Source organism: Pseudomonas sp. MS01C9, assembly GCF_058202755.1.
The window spans coordinates 4,366,408-4,383,381 of sequence record NZ_CM177073.1; the positions used below are offsets into that span (position 1 = coordinate 4,366,408).

General features: G+C 62.6%; 16 protein-coding genes. 6 read left to right on the forward strand and 10 right to left on the reverse strand.

From position 1 onward, the window contains the following. Positions 1 to 14: 14 nt before the first annotated feature. Positions 15 to 932: a lipid kinase YegS gene (gene yegS / locus AC1M7R_RS19935; protein ID WP_072389181.1), complete on the forward strand. Its 918-nt coding sequence runs from the start codon at positions 15 to 17 to the stop codon at positions 930 to 932. On the opposite strand, the gene AC1M7R_RS19940 is transcribed toward yegS, so the two are convergent. The 3 genes from AC1M7R_RS19940 to AC1M7R_RS19950 all read right to left on the reverse strand — a co-directional run bounded on the left by AC1M7R_RS19940 (position 916) and on the right by AC1M7R_RS19950 (position 3,157). Further along, positions 916 to 1,575, reverse strand: coding sequence for a response regulator (locus AC1M7R_RS19940; protein ID WP_072389179.1), 660 nt, complete (start codon positions 1,573 to 1,575; stop codon positions 916 to 918). The genes yegS and AC1M7R_RS19940 overlap by 17 nt on opposite strands. After that, positions 1,572 to 2,465 carry a sensor histidine kinase gene (locus AC1M7R_RS19945; RefSeq protein ID WP_490610490.1) on the reverse strand — a complete coding sequence of 298 codons (894 nt, stop codon included), beginning with the start codon at positions 2,463 to 2,465 and terminating at the stop codon, positions 1,572 to 1,574. The genes AC1M7R_RS19940 and AC1M7R_RS19945 overlap by 4 nt, the downstream gene beginning before the upstream one ends. A gap of 221 nt (positions 2,466 to 2,686) precedes the next feature. Then, complete coding sequence (locus AC1M7R_RS19950) at positions 2,687 to 3,157, reverse strand: hypothetical protein (RefSeq protein WP_072389175.1); 471 nt, start codon at positions 3,155 to 3,157, stop codon at positions 2,687 to 2,689. Between the two features lie 482 nt (positions 3,158 to 3,639). Here AC1M7R_RS19950 and AC1M7R_RS19955 point away from each other — a divergent pair, with 482 nt between their 5' ends. Together AC1M7R_RS19955 and AC1M7R_RS19960 are read left to right on the forward strand one after the other, a co-directional pair. Beyond that, complete coding sequence (locus AC1M7R_RS19955; RefSeq protein WP_072389173.1) at positions 3,640 to 4,563, forward strand: chemotaxis protein CheV; 924 nt, start codon at positions 3,640 to 3,642, stop codon at positions 4,561 to 4,563. 70 nt (positions 4,564 to 4,633) lie between these two features. Further along, positions 4,634 to 5,443: an MOSC domain-containing protein gene (locus AC1M7R_RS19960; RefSeq protein ID WP_072389171.1), complete on the forward strand. Its 810-nt coding sequence runs from the start codon at positions 4,634 to 4,636 to the stop codon at positions 5,441 to 5,443. A 66-nt stretch (positions 5,444 to 5,509) separates the two neighbouring features. Here the strand turns inward: AC1M7R_RS19960 and ppnP are convergent, their stop codons facing one another. The 6 genes from ppnP to AC1M7R_RS19990 all read right to left on the reverse strand — a co-directional run bounded on the left by ppnP (position 5,510) and on the right by AC1M7R_RS19990 (position 13,252). After that, on the reverse strand, positions 5,510 to 5,794 hold the full coding sequence (gene ppnP / locus AC1M7R_RS19965) for a pyrimidine/purine nucleoside phosphorylase (RefSeq protein ID WP_072389169.1): 285 nt from the start codon (positions 5,792 to 5,794) through the stop codon (positions 5,510 to 5,512). Positions 5,795 to 5,882: 88 nt separating this feature from the next. Further along, a complete protein-coding gene (locus tag AC1M7R_RS19970; protein WP_072458086.1) occupies positions 5,883 to 6,425 on the reverse strand; it encodes a 3'-5' exonuclease in 543 nt (180 codons plus the stop codon). Positions 6,426 to 6,608: 183 nt separating this feature from the next. Then, the gene (locus AC1M7R_RS19975) at positions 6,609 to 8,597 is read right to left on the reverse strand and encodes an acetyl/propionyl/methylcrotonyl-CoA carboxylase subunit alpha (RefSeq protein ID WP_490610491.1); all 1,989 of its coding nucleotides are present in this window, start codon (positions 8,595 to 8,597) and stop codon (positions 6,609 to 6,611) included. A 17-nt stretch (positions 8,598 to 8,614) separates the two neighbouring features. Continuing rightward, positions 8,615 to 9,772, reverse strand: a complete 1,158-nt coding sequence (gene atuD, locus AC1M7R_RS19980; RefSeq protein WP_490609854.1) for a citronellyl-CoA dehydrogenase — start codon at positions 9,770 to 9,772, stop codon at positions 8,615 to 8,617. Between the two features lie 43 nt (positions 9,773 to 9,815). After that, the gene (locus tag AC1M7R_RS19985) at positions 9,816 to 11,432 is read right to left on the reverse strand and encodes an acyl-CoA carboxylase subunit beta (protein ID WP_072389163.1); all 1,617 of its coding nucleotides are present in this window, start codon (positions 11,430 to 11,432) and stop codon (positions 9,816 to 9,818) included. Positions 11,433 to 11,461: 29 nt separating this feature from the next. Next, positions 11,462 to 13,252, reverse strand: coding sequence for an acyclic terpene utilization AtuA family protein (locus AC1M7R_RS19990; RefSeq protein ID WP_092179531.1), 1,791 nt, complete (start codon positions 13,250 to 13,252; stop codon positions 11,462 to 11,464). 149 nt (positions 13,253 to 13,401) lie between these two features. Between AC1M7R_RS19990 and AC1M7R_RS19995 the strand changes: the two genes are divergently transcribed. The 3 genes from AC1M7R_RS19995 (at position 13,402) to AC1M7R_RS20005 (ending at position 15,999) form a co-directional block, all read left to right on the forward strand. Then, positions 13,402 to 14,028 (forward strand): TetR/AcrR family transcriptional regulator, encoded by a 627-nt coding sequence (locus AC1M7R_RS19995; RefSeq protein WP_072389159.1) that lies wholly within the window; start codon positions 13,402 to 13,404, stop codon positions 14,026 to 14,028. A gap of 111 nt (positions 14,029 to 14,139) precedes the next feature. Further along, positions 14,140 to 14,916 carry a substrate-binding periplasmic protein gene (locus AC1M7R_RS20000; RefSeq protein ID WP_072458151.1) on the forward strand — a complete coding sequence of 259 codons (777 nt, stop codon included), beginning with the start codon at positions 14,140 to 14,142 and terminating at the stop codon, positions 14,914 to 14,916. Positions 14,917 to 14,985: 69 nt separating this feature from the next. Next, positions 14,986 to 15,999 carry a GNAT family N-acetyltransferase gene (locus AC1M7R_RS20005; protein WP_123595965.1) on the forward strand — a complete coding sequence of 338 codons (1,014 nt, stop codon included), beginning with the start codon at positions 14,986 to 14,988 and terminating at the stop codon, positions 15,997 to 15,999. Positions 16,000 to 16,121: 122 nt separating this feature from the next. Here the strand turns inward: AC1M7R_RS20005 and AC1M7R_RS20010 are convergent, their stop codons facing one another. Then, positions 16,122 to 16,670, reverse strand: a complete 549-nt coding sequence (locus AC1M7R_RS20010; protein ID WP_072389154.1) for an RNA polymerase factor sigma-70 — start codon at positions 16,668 to 16,670, stop codon at positions 16,122 to 16,124. Between the last annotated feature and the right edge of the window lie 304 nt (positions 16,671 to 16,974).

The window sequence follows — 16,974 nt, forward strand, 5'->3', positions numbered from 1 at the left end:
TGACGGAGACGACGATGAGCAAAGGCAAGGCGCTGTTGATTCTACATGGCAAGCAAGCGCTCAACGAAGAGGTTCGCGCGGCAGTGATGCTCAAGCGCAAGCAGGGCTGGGACCTGGCGGTACGGCTGACCTGGGAGGCCGGCGATGCCCAGCGTTGTGTAGACGAGGCGTTGGAGGCTGGTTACACGCGACTGATCGCCGGTGGCGGTGACGGTACGTTGCGGGACATTGCCGAAGCGCTTGCCCTCCAATCCAGCGATGCCAGCCTCGTGCTGTTGCCATTGGGCACCGCCAATGATTTTGCCCGGGCGGCGGGAGTCCCGCTGGAACCGGACCAGGCCCTGGAACTGTTGGAGGTGGAGCCCCGGGCAATCGACCTGGGCGAAGTCGGCGGACGGATCTTTCTGAACATGGCCACCGGCGGTTTCGGCAGCCAGGTCACGGCAAACACCTCCGAGGATCTGAAAAAGGTGCTGGGCGGGGCCGCGTATCTATTCACCGGCCTGACGCGGTTCAGTGAGCTGAGCGCGGCCTATGGTGAGTTGCAGGGGCCCGGTTTCAGTTGGCAGGGCGATCTGCTGGCGCTGGGCATCGGCAATGGCCGTCAGGCCGGGGGAGGCCATCAGTTGAGTCCGCAGGCGCTGGTGGATGATGGATTGCTGGACATCAGCATCCTGCCGGCCCCCCAGGAAGTGGTCAGCACGCTCAGGGATCTGCTGGCCGGTGGCCTGGGCATCGACAACATGTTCGTGCGCGCACGCCTGCCCTGGGTGGAGATCAAGGTGGCCCAGGGCCTGGACATCAATCTCGACGGCGAGCCGCTGCAGGTCGACAACCTGAGGTTCACGGTGCGCGAGAAGGCGATACGCGTACACCTGCCGCTCGACTCGCCTTTGCTGACGGCTTCCGCGGTACTCAATCGTCCAGGCTGATGATCTGCTCGCGTACCGCGAAAAGCACCAGTCCGGCCACGTCATGGATCTGCAGGCGCTTCATGATCTGCGCCCGGTGAGTCTCCACGGTCTTGATGCTCAGGCTCAGGCCGTTGGCGATTTCCCGGGTCGACTTGCCGCGCACGATCAGCCGCAAAATCTCCAGCTGGCGTGCCGTCAGGTTGTGGGTCTGGACGGGATCGGGCTGATGCTTCTGGACGCGCGTCAGCGCCTGGTTGATCACCGTGTGGGCGATGGCCGGGCTCAGGTAGCGTTCGTTGTTGCGCAGCGCGTCCAGGGCGTGCTCCAGCTCGGTGGCCGTGGTGTCCTTGAGCAGGTAGCCGTGTGCGCCGGACTCAAGGGCCTGCATGATCAGCGCCGGATCGGTGTGCATCGACAGGATCAGCACCTTGCTGTGGGGGCGCACCTGCTTGAGCTGCTGCAAGGCATCCAGGCCGCTGGTGTTTTTCATGGTGATGTCCAGCAGCACGATATCGGGGACCAGCCGTTCCACGAGTTCCAGCAACTGCGTGCCATCACTGGCTTCGCCGATGACGGCATAACCGGGCAGATCCGTGACCAGAGCGCGCACGCCGGCGCGGATCAGCGAATGGTCATCTACGAGAAGCAAATTACAAGTCAATGGAGAACCTTATTCTTACTGGCCCGCGCCAGGGTACGAGGGGCCCAGGGAAAACGTGCTTCGATATGCGTGCCCTTGCCGGCTTCACTGATGACCTTGAGGGTGCCGCCCAGTTGTTCGACCCGTTCCGCCATGCCGGCCATGCCCCGTTGCCCTTCACGGGCGGGGTGGTCTGCCGGGACGAACCCCTGGCCGTCGTCGCTGATCAGCAGGAACAGCCCTTCAGGCAGGCGTTGCAGGCGCACCAGCAGGTTCTGGGCCTGGGCGTGGCGCAAAATATTGGTGATGGCTTCCTGGGTGATCCGGAAGGCAGCGACAGTCATCTCCTCGGGAATCCCCGCCATGCGCTGCTGGCAATCGAGGCTCCATTTCACCGGGGTATTGGCCAGTGTCTTGAGCAGGTGCGCGCGCAGGCTGGCTTCGAGTCCAAGGCTGGTCAATTGGCGCGGGTTGAGGATTGCCGACACATCGCGGACCTTGTGCAGGGTTTCGTCCAGCGTTTCGCAGAGGACCGAACATTGGCCCTGCAAGTCCTCGGGGAGCCGGCGCTTGAGCCATTCGCTTTGCAATTTGGCCGCGGTCAGCAACTGGCCGATATCGTCGTGCAGCTCACGGCTGAGTCGGTGACGTTCGTTTTCCTGGACTTCGAGCAACCGGTCGGCCAGTTCCTGTGGCTGGAACTTGATGGACTTTCGCGACAGCCGATAGTGGATCCAGACGCAGGTCAAGGCTGCGATGTCCAACACCAGCAGGCTCACCGGCACGACCTGGCCGGACAGGTACACCAGCACGCTGCCGAGGGTCGAGCAAATGCACAGGAACAGGGTGAACCGGCGGGCGTTTTCTCGGGAGGGTGGCCAGGTGAGGGATGACTTGAGGCTGGCGTACATAGCGGATGGAGCCAATGAAGGTTCGCTGCGGGCTGGCCGGTCAGCGCATCTGACAGGCCGGGTCGGGTAAACGTTTCAGGTCGAGGGTGGCTTCGGTGGCAGGCTTTCCACACCCTGCTTTCGAAGCGACTGACGCGAGACATAGTACCACTTCATCCAGCGTTGGTCGCGCCTGGCATGGTGCCCTGAAGCGCCGTGCATCGGAGGTCGGCCGTGAGGTGTCAGGCCTGCTTCTGGGAGAAGGGCACCAGGGCCAGCCGGTGTGCTGCGTGGAGTGCGTCGCAAGGGCTTTGGCCCACCTGGAAGGCGAATGCCTCGATCAATGAGGTCTGTTCGCTGTTGTCCAGGCTGAGCTGGCCGGTGGTGGGATCGACCAGTTCCAGCTGCCAGGCCATCAGGGTGAAGCAATCCTTCAAGGCCTCAAGGGCCTGGTCGTGCAGATCCATGTTGTTCTGCGCATGGCTGAGCAGGCCATGGATATGCAGGGAGAATTCCGATACGGCTTCCAGTGCCAGGGCATCGGCCTTGTTTGCCAGCTTCAACAAGGTACTGAGCATGCAATCGATTGCATCCTTGTCATTGTTGATCAGCTGCAGATGGCTCAGGCATTCCTCCGACTTGGCCAGCAGTGTCTCGGCCTCGGTCAGGAATTCGGGTAGGCGCTGAGACCAGTTCTTACGATCGTTCGGCATGCTTATCTCCACAACATCATGTCAGACGAAAGAAAATCGCGAGTGGCAAACGGTTGGGCCTCACGGCCGGCTACGAACGAAAGTGCGTCGGCACACCCTTGCCGCGTACCAGGGACAGGCAGACGGAAAGTTGCTCGGGTGGGATCGGCCGAAAGGCTGGAAGTCCGATGTCCTGCTGTCGCGCACAAAGGCCTGACTCCGTTCAGCAATGAGAATGGCGTCACATTAATGGCTATTGGATATTGGGAATATCAGGTTGGACCTGATTGTTGCTAGGGGAATCCCTTAGGCAGGGGAACCTTGTGCGCAAAACATGGTCGCGCAGCGGGGAAAGTGTCGGATCTGAAGGGTGAAGCCAGTAAAGCATGATGTTAATATGATATCAATGCCCCGCAAGTGTATTTCATCAGGGGGTCAAGATCCGGCGTCCACGGCCGATAGTTGCTTTATTGGATTCATCCGAACAATCCCAGGAGTCATCAATGGCCGGCATTCTCGACACAGTAGACCAACGAACCCAGCTGGTGGGTGAGAATCGCCTGGAAATTCTCATGTTTCGCCTGGCGGGGCGGCAATTGTTCGCCATCAACGTGTTCAAGGTCCAGGAAGTTCTGCAACTGCCCAAGCTGACCTTGATGCCGCAACGCCACCCATTCGTGTGCGGCGTGGTCAACCTGCGGGGCCAGACGCTGCCGGTGATCGACCTGTCCCAGGCCATCGGCATGCGGCCGCTGGTGCCGGGAGCCAACAGCACCATCATCGTCACCGAGTACAACCGGTCGGTCCAGGCGTTCCTGGTGGGTGGCGTGGACCGCATCGTCAACATGAACTGGGAAGCGATCCTGCCGCCGCCGACCAGCGCCGGCCGGGAACACTACCTGACCGCGATCAGCAAGGTGGACGACCAGTTGGTGGAAATCATCGACGTGGAGAAAGTCCTCGCCGAAATCGTGCCCTACAACGCCAAGGTCTCCCGGGACAAGCTCGAAGACCCGGTGCTGGAGAAGGCTCGCGGACGCGAAGTATTGCTGGTGGACGACTCCAATGTCGCGCTCTCGCAACTGCGCGACACCCTGGGTCAGTTGGGGGTGAAGATGCACATCGCCAGCGACGGCCTGAAAGCCCTCAACATGCTCAAGGCCTGGGCCGATACCGGTGAGGTGATGACCGACAAATTGCTGATGATCTTCACCGACGCGGAAATGCCGGAAATGGACGGCTATCGCCTGACCACCGAGATCCGTAACGACCCGCGCTTGCGTGGGCTCTACGTGGTCCTGCATACCTCGCTGTCCGGCAGCTTCAACGACTCGATGGTGAAGAAGGTCGGCTGCGACAATTTCCTCTCCAAATTCCAGCCCGACAAACTGGTCGATGTGGTGCGCCAGCGACTGATGCTTGGCTGAGGCCGATCGTGGTTTGCATCGATGGCCGGCTCGTATAAGGTGGCATTTTTTCGCCATCAGGGAGCTGACCATGTTGCGGCTGAGCGCGCTGTACCGTTATCCGTTGAAGTCCGGCAAAGGCCAGTCCCTGCCAGGGATTGGCCTGGACAAACTGGGGTTGGACGGTGACCGGCGCTGGATGCTGGTGGATGAGGCCAGCGGGCGATTCCTGACTCAGCGGGCCGTGGCGAAGATGAGCCAGCTCTCGGCATTGTGGAATGATGCCGGAGGCCTGACGCTCAGTGCGCCGGGCCATGGCAGTATCGAGGTGCCGCTGCCTTCGACCGCCGAAGAGCAACGCCGGGGAGTGACTATCTGGCGTGACACCCTGCGTGTACCGGATGCTGGCGATGAGGCGGGCAACTGGGTCAGCGAGTTCATTGGCAATGCCACCCGGCTGGTGCATGTACCGGTGGAGCTGGCGCGTACCACGGCGGCCGGTTACGGCAAGGACGACGATAAGGTCGCCTTCGCGGACGGTTTTCCATTGCTGCTGATCGGCCAGGCCTCCCTGCAGGATCTGTCGAATCGGGTCGGTCGCTCCCTGGAGATGCTGCGTTTCCGGCCCAATCTGGTGATCGAGGGCAGCGACGCGTTCGCCGAGGATGGCTGGAAACGTATTCGTATCGGCGATGTGGAATTTCGGGTGGTCAAGCCGTGCTCGCGCTGCATCATGACCACGGTCGACCCGCAAACCGGTGAACGCGATCCGAACCGCGAGCCTTTCGCCACGTTGCAGCAGTATCGATCGACGCCGGACGGGGCGATGTTCGGCCAGAACCTGGTCAACGACGGCAACGGTCGGCTCGAAGTCGGCATGCCGGTCGAGGTGCTCGAATAAACACCGCGTTCGCAATGAAAAATGCCCGTGTCGCTGGACACGGGCATTTTTTTTGATGCAGCAGGTTCAGCCGCGGTATTCGCACAGGTAGGCAGTGTCGACGGCCACCTTGAGCTGGAACTTGCTGTTGGCCGGGACATTGAACTGGCTGCCGGCAGCGAAGGTTTCCCATTCGGCGCTGTCGGGCAGTTTCACGGTCAGGGCGCCGGAGACCACGTGCATGATCTCCCGCTGGGCCGTTCCGAACTCGTATTCGCCCGGTGCCATGACGCCGATGGTCGCAGGACCTTCGGCAGTGCCGAAGGCGATGGACTTGACGGTGCCGTCGAAGTACTCGTTGACTTTGAACATGGGCGATTCCTCGTAAAAGGGCTGAAAAAGGCCGGCCAGTATGCACAAGGCTTCGACACACGTCATCTGCGAAACGGGGGCGGGTTGCTCAGTCGGCCAGCACCAGGGGCAGCAATCGCGCGGTGTTGCGCGCATCCTCCAGGGCCCGGTGCTGTTGACCGTTGAACTGCAGGCCGGCCAGTTGCAGGGCTCCATTGAGCCCCAGTGGCCGCTCCAGCCGTCGGGCCTTGGCGAAGCGCTGCTTGAGGTTCATGTGGGGCACCTGGCTGAGAAAGCTTTGCAGCCGTTGATGCTGCCACTCCTGAAGCAACTGCTTGCGGTCGTAATCGCCCCAGCTGACCCAGCCGCCCAGGTTCGCCTGGTAGGGCGTCAGCCAGCGTTCGAATGCCGGCCAGACCTCGGACAAGGTGGCCGCGCTGTCGATATTGGCCTGGGTGATGTGCGTCAGCTCGCGGCAGAACGATGTGAGCAGGGGGCGTCTCAAGGGGCGGACGAAACGCTGGAAATGATCCACCTCGTGAGCGTCACGATTCACCAGCGTGGCGCCGATTTCGATAATTTCCATTTCGGTTACCGGCCAGCCTCCTTCATCGGTGGTGGCCTCCAGATCAATCACCAGCCAGTTAGGCATCGCGGGTTCCCGGGTAGCGGCATGCAGATGGGGTTGAGCGTAGTCAAACCCGGCGCATCCGCCTAGGCTCTGTACGAAAAGCCTTGATACTCGTTCATGCTGCGTTGAAAAATGCCTCGCAATGCTCGTGTACTCAAGTAGATTCCGCTTGATCGGCTGTTTTCGCCTTGCCTGACCTTCGTCTCAAGACTTTTCGTACAGAGCCTGGTCATCTGTAGTCACCTGCAACAAAACCTGCCGGTTCCTCACCTGGTCGCCTTGCCTGATCTGCAACGCCCGCACCACGCCGTCCCTGTCGGCCTTGAGCGAGTGCTCCATTTTCATCGCCTCGAGCACTACCAGCAGTTGCCCCTGGCAAACCACGCTGCCTTCCCTGACCCGCAATTGCACGATAACCCCATCCATTGGCGCCTTGAGCATGCCATCACCCACCACGCAGTCTGGTATGACAGCAGCGTGGGTCCGATCCTGCAGGTGCAGGCTGCCGGGGCGGGCGAACAGCCAGAGGTCGGTGCCGTGGAGGCGCCAGGTGTAGCGTTGCCGGATGCCATTGATGACCAGGCTTGTGCCGCGCTGGTCGGTATCGAGCCGTATCAGTTCGAACACCTGGCCGGCGGTAAGGACCCGCAGCGTGCCGTCCGCTTCGGCGTTCAGGCTCAGTGTCCAGTCGCGTTCGGCCGCACCGATCCGGTAGTGCAGCGCCGCGCCGGTGTTGTTGTGCCAGCCCGCCAGGCCGGAGTGGGGTGCGCCTGCCGCCCAGTAGAACAGGGCGGTGGCGATGGCTAGCTGTTCAGTCGAGGGGATATGAGGCTGGAGGGCGATGTGGTCGGCGAAATGCCGGGCGATGAAGTCGGTGCCGAAATCGCCCGCGATGAATTGCGGATGCGCCAGCAGACCCGCCAGCATTCGCTGATTGCTCCGAACCCCCAGCAACACGCAATCCTCCACGGCGCGCAACAGCTTGCGCCGGGCCTCTTCGCGAGTGGCGCCGTGGCTGATGAGCTTGCCCAGCATCGGATCATAGAACGGTGTGATGGCCTGGCCTTCCAGCAAACCGTGGTCGATGCGTACCTCGCCCCGGGTCGGCGGTTCCCAGCCGGTCAGGCGTCCGGTCTGGGGCAGGAAATGCTCGCCTGGATCTTCGGCATACAGCCGCACTTCCATGGCATGGCCGCTGAGCTGCAACTGATCCTGGCGCAGGGGCAAGGGCAGGCCAGCGGCGATGTCCAGCTGCCAGGCCACCAGGTCCTGGCCAGTGATCTGTTCGGTCACCGGGTGCTCCACCTGCAGCCGGGTATTCATTTCCAGGAAGTAGAACCGGCCATCGGCGGCCAGCAGGAACTCCACCGTGCCGGCACCGACGTAGTTCACCGCGCGACCGGCCTTGAGCGCTGCCTCGCCCATGGCGTGGCGCAGCGCGGCGGTCATGACCGGGCAGGGTGCCTCCTCGATGATCTTCTGGTGACGGCGCTGGATCGAGCAGTCCCGTTCGCCGAGGTGGATCAAGTGACCATGGCGATCGCCAAAAATCTGCACCTCGACATGCCGTGGATCGATCAGCGCCTGTTCCAGGATCAACTCGTCACTGCCAAAGCCATGCAGTGCCTCGGAGCGTGCACCGTGCAGTTGCTCCAGCAGGTCGTCGGCCCGCTGGACCAGGCGCATGCCCCGGCCGCCACCGCCTGCGCTGGACTTGATCATCAGCGGGAAACCGATGCGTTCGGCTTCGCGGCAAAGAGTGTCGTCGTCCTGGGCCGCGTCCTGATAGCCGGCAATACAGGGCACGCCCGCGGCAAGCATGGCGATCTTCGAACGCCGTTTGCTGCCCATCAGTTCGATGGCGTCGGGGCTGGGGCCGATGAAAACGAGCCCGGCTTTTTCGCAGGCCCGGGCGAAATCGGCGTTCTCGGAGAGGAAACCGTAGCCGGGGTGAATCGCATCGGCGCCGCTTCTGCGGGCCGCCTCGAGAATGGCCGATGGGTTGAGGTAGGACTGTTGCACCGCCGCCGGTCCGATCGAAACGGCTTCATCGGCCATGCGGACATGCAACGCGTCGGCATCGGCCTCGCTGAACACAGCGACCGTGCGGTAGCCCAGGGCCTGCGCGGTGCGCTGGATCCGGCAGGCGATTTCACCGCGGTTGGCGACGAGGATCTTGCTGAAGGCGGACATGGCGGGCGGGTAGCTGCTCATTTTTTCTTTCCCGGCAACGTGCCCATGAGCTTGCAGATGATCCCCAGCATGATCTCGTCCGCCCCGGCGCCGATGGACACCAGCCGTACATCGCGGTAGGCCCGCGACACCGGGTTGTCCCACATGAACCCCATGCCGCCCCAGTATTGCAGGCAACTGTCGGTGACCTCACGGCTCAGGCGCCCGGCCTTGAGCTTGGCCATGGACGCCAGGCGCGTGACATCCTGGCCGTTGATGTACTGCTCGGTGGCCTGATAGACCAGCGCTCGCAGGCATTCGATCTCGCTGGCCAGTTCCGCCAGGCGAAAGTGGATCACCTGATTGTCGATCAGCGCTGTACCGAAGGTCTTGCGTTCACGGCAATATTCGATGGTGCTGTCGACGCAGCGCTCCAGCCCCTTGATCATGTTCGCCGCGCCGAACAGCCGTTCTTCCTGGAACTGCAGCATCTGCATCATGAACCCGGCGCCCTCCTGGCCGATGCGATTGCGTTGCGGCACCCGCACATCATCGAAGAACACCTGGGCGGTTTCCGAGCTGCGCATGCCGAGCTTGTCCAGGTGCGCGCCGAGGCTGATGCCGGGCGTGTGCATCGGTACCACGATCAGGGATTTGTTGAGGTGCGGCTTGTCGTCCGAAGTGTTGGCCAGAAGGCAGATGAAATCGGCGCTCGGTGAATTGGTGATCCACATCTTGCTGCCGTTGATGACGTAGTCGTCGCCGTCCTTGCGCGCCGTGGTCTTGAGGCCGGCCACGTCGGAGCCGGCAGCGGTTTCCGAGACGCCGATGCAGCCCACCTGTTCGCCGCGGATGGCCGGGCGCAGGAATTCTTCGCGCAGTGCGTCGGAACCGAAACGCGCCAGGGCCGGAGTGCACATGTCGGTCTGGACGCCGATGGACATGGGCACGCCGCCACAGTGGATGGTGCCGAGTTCCTCGGCCGCGACGATCGAATAGCTGTAGTCCAGGCCCATGCCGCCGAAACGTTCTGGCTTGGAGATTCCCAGCAACCCCAGCTCGCCCGCCTTGCGAAAGACTTCGTGGATGGGAAACCGCCCGGCCTTTTCCCATTCGTCGACGTAAGGGTTGATGTCGTGGTCGACAAACTGGCGAACAGTGCGCCGCAGTGCTTCGTGTTCCTGGGTGAAGATCATTTTCAGTGTTCTCCTTTGAACGGCGATCGAGGCACTCGCCGGATCAGAAGCGGGCCACTCCGAAACTGTTGGGTTGCAGCGACCGGCCTTCGGCTTCATGGCAGATGTCCAGCAGGTAGCCCAGCAGGGTGCGGGTATCCCGTGGGTCGATGAGGCCGTCGTCCCACAGGTTGGCGCTGCCGTAGAGGGCGGTGGACTGGCTGTCGAGTTTCTGCGCGGTGCTGCGTTCCAGCTGGTCGAGCATCTGTGGATCGGCAGTGACGCCGTTCCTGGCCTGCGTGGCCTCGGTGACCAGGCGCAGGACCTTGCCGGCCTGGGCGCCTCCCATCACCGCAGTGTGGCTGTTGGGCCAGGCGAAGATGAAACGCGGATCCAGTCCGCGACCGCACATGGCGTAATGGCCGGCACCGTAGGAACCGCCCACCACGATTGTCAGCTTCGCCACCCGGGCGTTGGCCACCGCCTGGATCATCTTGGCGCCGTGCTTGATCACACCTTGCTGTTCGGCTTCGGTGCCCACCATGAACCCGGTGGTGTTGTGCAGGAACAACAGCGGTGTGCGGCTCTGGTCGCAAAGCTGGATGAACTGCGCCGCCTTGCTCGCGCCCTTCGGTGTGATCGGACCGTTGTTGCCGATCAGGCCGCAGGCATGGCCGTGAATCCGAAGGTGGCCGCACACCGTCAGTGGGTCGAATTCGTTCTTGAAGTCGAGGAAGCTGGAGCCGTCGGCGATGCGGGCGATGATTTCCCGCACGTCATAGGGCTTTTTGGGATCGTCGGGCACCAGTCCGTACAATTCGTCGATGGGGTAGAGCGGTTCCGGCCAGGTGTGATCGGGGCGTGGCGGTCGTCGTGCGTTCCAGGGCAGCAGGCTGACGATTTCCCGGGCCAGGCGGATACCGTCGGCGTCGTTCTCGGCCAGGTATTCGGCGGTGCCCGCTACTTGCGCGTGCATCTGCGCGCCACCCAGTTCCTCCTCGGTGGCCATTTCGCCGGTAGCGGCCTTGAGCAGTGGCGGGCCGGCAAGGAACAGCCGGGCCTTGTCACGTACCACCACCACATAGTCCGACAGCCCCGGCTGATAAGCGCCGCCAGCGGTGGCCGAGCCGTGCACCACGGTAATCTGTGGCAGCCCCATGGCCGACATCCGGGCCTGGTTGGCGAAGCTGCGCGCGCCTTCGACGAAAATCTGCGCGGCGTAATTGAGGTTGGCCCCGCCGCTTTCGGCGAGGGTGATCACCGGCAGCCTGTTTTCCATGGCGATCTGTTGCAGGCGCAGGGTCTTGTCAAGGCCGCTGGGGGAAATGGTTCCGCCCCTGATCGCACTGTTGTTGGCCACCACCAGCACCCGCGCGCCACTGACATGGCCGATGCCAGCGATCAGGCCACCGCCGGCCTCGCTGCCGTCCTTGTCGTCATGGAGCTTGTAGCCGGCCAGGCTCGCCAGTTCGAGGAACGGCGCGCCGGGGTCCAGCAGCAGGTTCAGGCGCTGGCGTGGCAGCAGTTGACCCCGCTTGTCGAATTTCGCCTGGGCCTGGGCGGCCTTCTCCAGCATGGCCTGTTCGATCTGCCGAAGTTGTCCGACGCTGGCCAGCATCGCCGCGCGATTGCGGGCGAAGTCGGCGTTGTGCGGATCGAGCTGCGATTCGATGACTGGCATGGCGACTGTTCCTTTCCAACGAGCGTCCTTCAGTTGACCCGGTCGGCGATGTCCTGGGGCACCGGGATCTGGATTTCCAGCAGTTGCTGGGCGAATGCCTTGCCCTGGGGGTCGATGCGCAGGCTGGCGACGCCACCGCCGCCGAGGGCGTTCTCCAACAGGAAATTCAGGCTCTGGGTACCGGGCAGGTACCAACGCTCGACGCGTCCGCGCACGGGATCGAGTACATGGCTCATCCAGTCGACCATCACTTGCGGCGTCAGCGCTTCGGCGATCCACGGCAGGTACTCGGGCTCGCGGGCGATCACACCGATGTTGCTGTGATTGCCCTTGTCACCGGAGCGGGCCACGGCCAGCTTGATCAGGGGGACGCTGGCATCGGCCCGACCCTGGGGCCTGGGCAGTTCCGGGGCGGTGGGCAGGTCGCTGGTGTCCAGCGGTTTGACGTCAGGCAGGACGCAGGCGTGGAGCTGGCCGTCCAGTTGGATGTCGAGCCGGCAGGCACTTTTGTCGATCAGGAACGAGAAGAGACGTATCAGCGGCTGCACCGTCGGTCGGCCGCCCAGCAGGCCGGTCAGTCCAGGTGCCATGCCGGTGGCGGCCGGGGCGATCTCCCGGGCAAACAGCGCCAGCGCTTGTCGGTCCGGGTGCCGGACCGCCAGCTTGATCAACACTTCGCGGCTGTCCCGGCGTTGGCCGTGGTGACCGTAGGTGGCTTCGCTGCCCAACAGCTCGATGTTCACTTCGCTGTAGGGAGCCCAGCCTCGCTCGCTGAACATCTGCGAGGTCCTGGCAATGATCGCCTGACTGACCCGTTCGGCCTTGGCCACCGCATCGATGCCGGCGATCAGGCACAGGGCGGTGCAGCGAAAGCCGTCCGGCCAGGTGGCGCACACTTTGTACCGATCGGTGGGGGGCAGGCCCCTGGCGCCCTGGACTCGCACGGCATGCCTGCCTTGCTGGATCAACCTGACCTGGCTGAAATCGCAGATCACGTCCGGTAGCAGGTACCCCTGCGGGTCGCCGATTTCGTACAACAACTGTTCGCCGACGGTCAGCGGTGTGACCAGCCCGCCAGTGCCTTGCACCTTGGTGACAATGAACTGGCCGTCGGCGCTGGCTTCGACGATGGGAAAACCGATGTGCTCGTAATCCGGCACGTCTTGCCAGTCCGTGAAATTACCGCCCGTGCATTGGGCCCCGCACTCGATGAGATGTCCGGCCAGTGCAGCCTGGGCCAATTTGTCGTAGTCGTGCCAGGCCCAGCCGAATTCGTGCACCAGGGCGGCGCTGACCACCGCACTGTCCACCACGCGACCGGTGATCACGATATCGGCTCCCAGGCGCAGGGCTTCGACGATGCCTGGTGCGCCCAGGTAGGCGTTGATGGAGAGGCACGTAGAGGGCAAGGGCTCGCCGCTGGACATCTCGCGGATGCCCTGCTGGGCAAGTCCTTGGCATTGAGTTTGCAGGTCATCGCCCAGCAGTACGGCGATCTTCAACGGCACGCCGGCCTCGTCGCAAGCCGTTCGAAGGGCGGCGGCACAGGCTTGGGGATTGACCCCGCCGGCATTGCTGATGACGCGGATGGCGCCTTCATGCAGACGCTGGAGCAGGGGGGCCAGCACTTCGACAAAGTCGGTGGCATAACCGGCCTGGGGATCCTTCATGCGCGCAGCGGCCATGATCGAGAGGGTGATCTCGGCCAGGTAATCGAACACCAGGTAATCCAGGTTCCCGCCGTCCACCAACTGGGCCGCGGCGGTAGGGGTGTCGCCCCAGAAGGCGCTGGCGCAACCGATACGGATCGCTCTTGGCATGGGGGGCCCTCCGGTAAACGGGATTCGAGACTACCAAGCAAGCGCTTGGTTTGTAAACGACCGCTGGTTCTTCTGCCCGAGCGCTTGCTTGGTTGTCCCGCTGGGCTTAAATTGCCGGCGCCACGTCGAACGACTGTAGGAGAGAAAGGGTGGACGAGCAAAAAGCCTTGAGGGTCATGCAAGAGCTGGTGGAGCTCGGTCAACTGACCGACCCGGACAGCGCCCGCGGCAAGTTGCTGCAGACGGCCGCCCACCTGTTTCGCAACAAAGGCTTCGAGCGCACCACGGTGCGCGACCTGGCGAGCGCCGTGGGCATTCAGTCCGGCAGCATCTTTCATCACTTCAAGAGCAAGGACGAGATCCTGCGGGCGGTGATGGAAGAAACCATCCGCTACAACACCGCCCTGATGCGCGCGGCCCTGGCCGAGGCGGGCAATGTTCGTGAGCAGGTACTGGCGCTGATCCGCTGCGAACTGCAGTCGATCATGGGCGGTACGGGCGAGGCGATGGCGGTGCTGGTCTACGAATGGCGCTCGTTATCCGAGCAAGGGCAGGAGCAGGTGCTGGCCTTGCGCGATATTTACGAGGACTTGTGGCTGGAGGTGCTGGGCCAGGCCAAGGATGCCGGGTATATTCGCGGGGACGTGTTCATTACCCGGCGTTTCCTCACAGGCGCATTGTCCTGGACCACCACCTGGTTTCGCGCCGAAGGCAGCCTGAGTCTCGATGACCTGGCCGAACAGGCATTGATCCTGGTGCTTGAAGAAAAACAATAATCGGGCCGTTTTCCTCCGGTGCCGCGTGGTTGGCTAATCGGGCTGAAACCGCCTAGCTTGAATGTATGACTTATGGGGGAGTGGGTGACCTTGAAGTGTTCGCCGATGGGGATGACTTCGCGTGTTCTGCTGGCCGTGCTGGCCATTTTCCTGGCCTTGCCAGCTTCGGCGGCGCAACTGGTCCGTATCGGGGCTGCGCATTTCCCACCCTATACGGTGCGCCCCGAAAATGGCGCCGACACCGGCCTGCTGCCGCAATTGGTCGAGGCCCTGAATCGCTCCCAGACCGACTACCAGTTCGTGCTGGTGCCTACATCGATCCCGCGTCGCTTCAATGATTTCAAGCAGGGCCGGGTCGATATGGCGATCTTCGAGAACCCCGACTGGGGATGGAAGGACGTGCCGCATACCGTGGTGGACATGGGCCTGGAGGATGCGGAGATCTTTGTCGCCCAGCGCCAGCCGGATCGCCAGCAGAGCTATTTCGCCGACCTCAGGGGCAAGCGCCTGGCCCTGTTCAGCGGTTACCACTATGCCTTTGCCGAATTCAACGCCGATCCCAAGTTTCTCATCGGCCAATACAACGCCACGCTGACGTATTCCCATGACAGCAACCTGTTGATGGTGCTGCGCGGTCGCGCGGACATCGCGCTGGTGACGCGTTCGTACCTCAATGACTATGTCCTGCGCAATCCTCAGGTCGGCCCCCAGTTGCTGGTGTCCGAGCGTATCGACCAAGTCTATCACCACTATGCGTTGATCCGGCCCCAGGCGCCGATCACCAGCGAAACCTTCGCCCGGTTATTGCAAACGCTTCGGGACAACGGTCAATTGCTGGCCATTTTCACGCCTTACCAGATTGCCCTGGTGCCGACCCACAATCATTGACCGGCCCCTAAATTTCCCGCCCTGGCTCACGTCCCACGTTGACTACCGACGAATACGCGAGCCTCTGCCATGCCCGACCTCAACCACCCGACGATTCTGCCCTTGCCCGGAGGGCGCCGTCTGGGCGCCGATGAAACCGAACGTCATCTGAGCCTGATGCTGGAAGGCGCACCGCTGATCCGGCTGCGCCTGGAGCGTGGCCCCGAATTGCGGGTGCATCTGCAGGAAATCAACGACCGGCCAGTTGGGCCGGCCCTCTGGGCCGCCTGCTATTGGCTGTTTGCCCGGGAGCCGCAGTGCCAGCGCCTGGTCTGGCACCTTGCTGAGCGTCCCGGCGACGCCTTGCTCAGCGGCCTGCTGACGGCCACCGGGGAGGCTGACGAATATGCCTGCGAGCGCACGCAGTTCTGGCAACTGCCGCAACCCTGGCTAGGCGAGTCGTTCAATGGCAGTTATCCGCAGCAGATGATCATCACGGACGGCAAGCGCCATCCGCGTCGGCCGATAAAGCCTCGCGGCGAAGTGTATCGGCGTTTCGATGCGCGACTGGGGTCCTGGGTGTCCTTGCGCACCCTGGAGATCGAGCACGACCTGGCGCGTTTCAATCGCTGGCAGAACAGCCCCCGGGTGGCGAGTTTCTGGCAGGAGCAAGGCAGCCTCGAACAGCACCGCCAATACCTGGACACGCTGCAGCGCGACCCACGGGTCCTGACCCTGATCGGTTGTTTCGACGATCAGCCGTTTGCCTACTTCGAAGCCTATTGGGCCAAGGAGGATCGGATCGCGCCGTTCTATGACGCCGAGAACTACGATCGTGGCATCCACATGCTGGTGGGCGAGGAGCAGCATCGGGGGCCCCACAAGGTGGCGAGCTGGCTATCGGCGCTGGTGCACTACCTGTTCCTGGACGACCCGCGCACCCAGCGCGTGGTGGCCGAGCCCCGGGCCGACAATGCAAGGATGATCGGATACCTGCACAACCAGTGTTTCCACTGCGAGAAGGAATTCGATTTCCCTCACAAGCGTGCGGCGCTGATGATCCTGGGGCGCGAGCGGTTCTTCGACCGGTGCGCGTTGATGTGAGGTTTGGCATGGACCAGGTGGCGGTCATCAGGCCGTCATCATGAACAGGCTCGCTTTCACCAGGTCGGTGGACCTGGTGAAAGCGAGCCTGTTTGCGGCAAGGCCGGAGAAAATGGCGTGTGTTACCGCCGGGCGAAGGTGTCTGCGCGCACGCCCGACGCCTTGCGGCAATGCACCAGGGCGTCACGGATCATGAAGTTCACCAGGGTGGGCGAGACCCCCAGTTCCTTGGCGATGTCCTTCTGTGGAACGCCATGCAGGCGATACATTTCGAAGGCGTAGCGGGTGCGGCTGGGCAACTCGGTCAACGCATCGGCAATGTGCTCCAGCGTGGAAAAGTTGATGTGAGACGTTTCCGGCGAAGCACCCTGGATCACCACGTTCAGTCCTTCCTCTTCCGGCCCCGAGTATTTCTGTTCCAGCGCCTGCTTGCGGTAGTGATCGATCGCCAGGTTGCGCACGATCTGGAACAGGTAACTGAGCTGAGCCTTGAAGGAAGAGGTGATCTGGGGCGCCGATTGCAGCCGGAAAAACGCATCCTGCACCACATCTTCGGCGCGAGACCGGCAACCGGTGATGCGCGCCGCGATTTTGACCAGGATCATCCGGTTATCGACGAACGCCTGAAGTAACGGTGAGTCGCACCTGCTTGTGGATACTTGTTCCGTCATGGAATTCACCTTGCTGCAAAAAGTTAGCAGGACAAGCGGTTAACTGGCGGCGTCCTGCACATCGAGCGCCAAATTAGGCTGAATGATAATGATTGTCAATTGAGAAGAAGAATTATTGATGGCGATTGTTCAAGATGGGCCGCCGCGACCCATTGCCGCAGGGCGATCGCTTGCCAATGGCTCGGTGGGCCTGCTCGCTGACTAATTATTTGCCGGCGTGATCCGTTCTCATGGGTGACGGTTTCGGGCGGCAGCCCGGATGCCGCAACGCATTTCCATTGCCTCGCGCGGTCGGCCATGACCG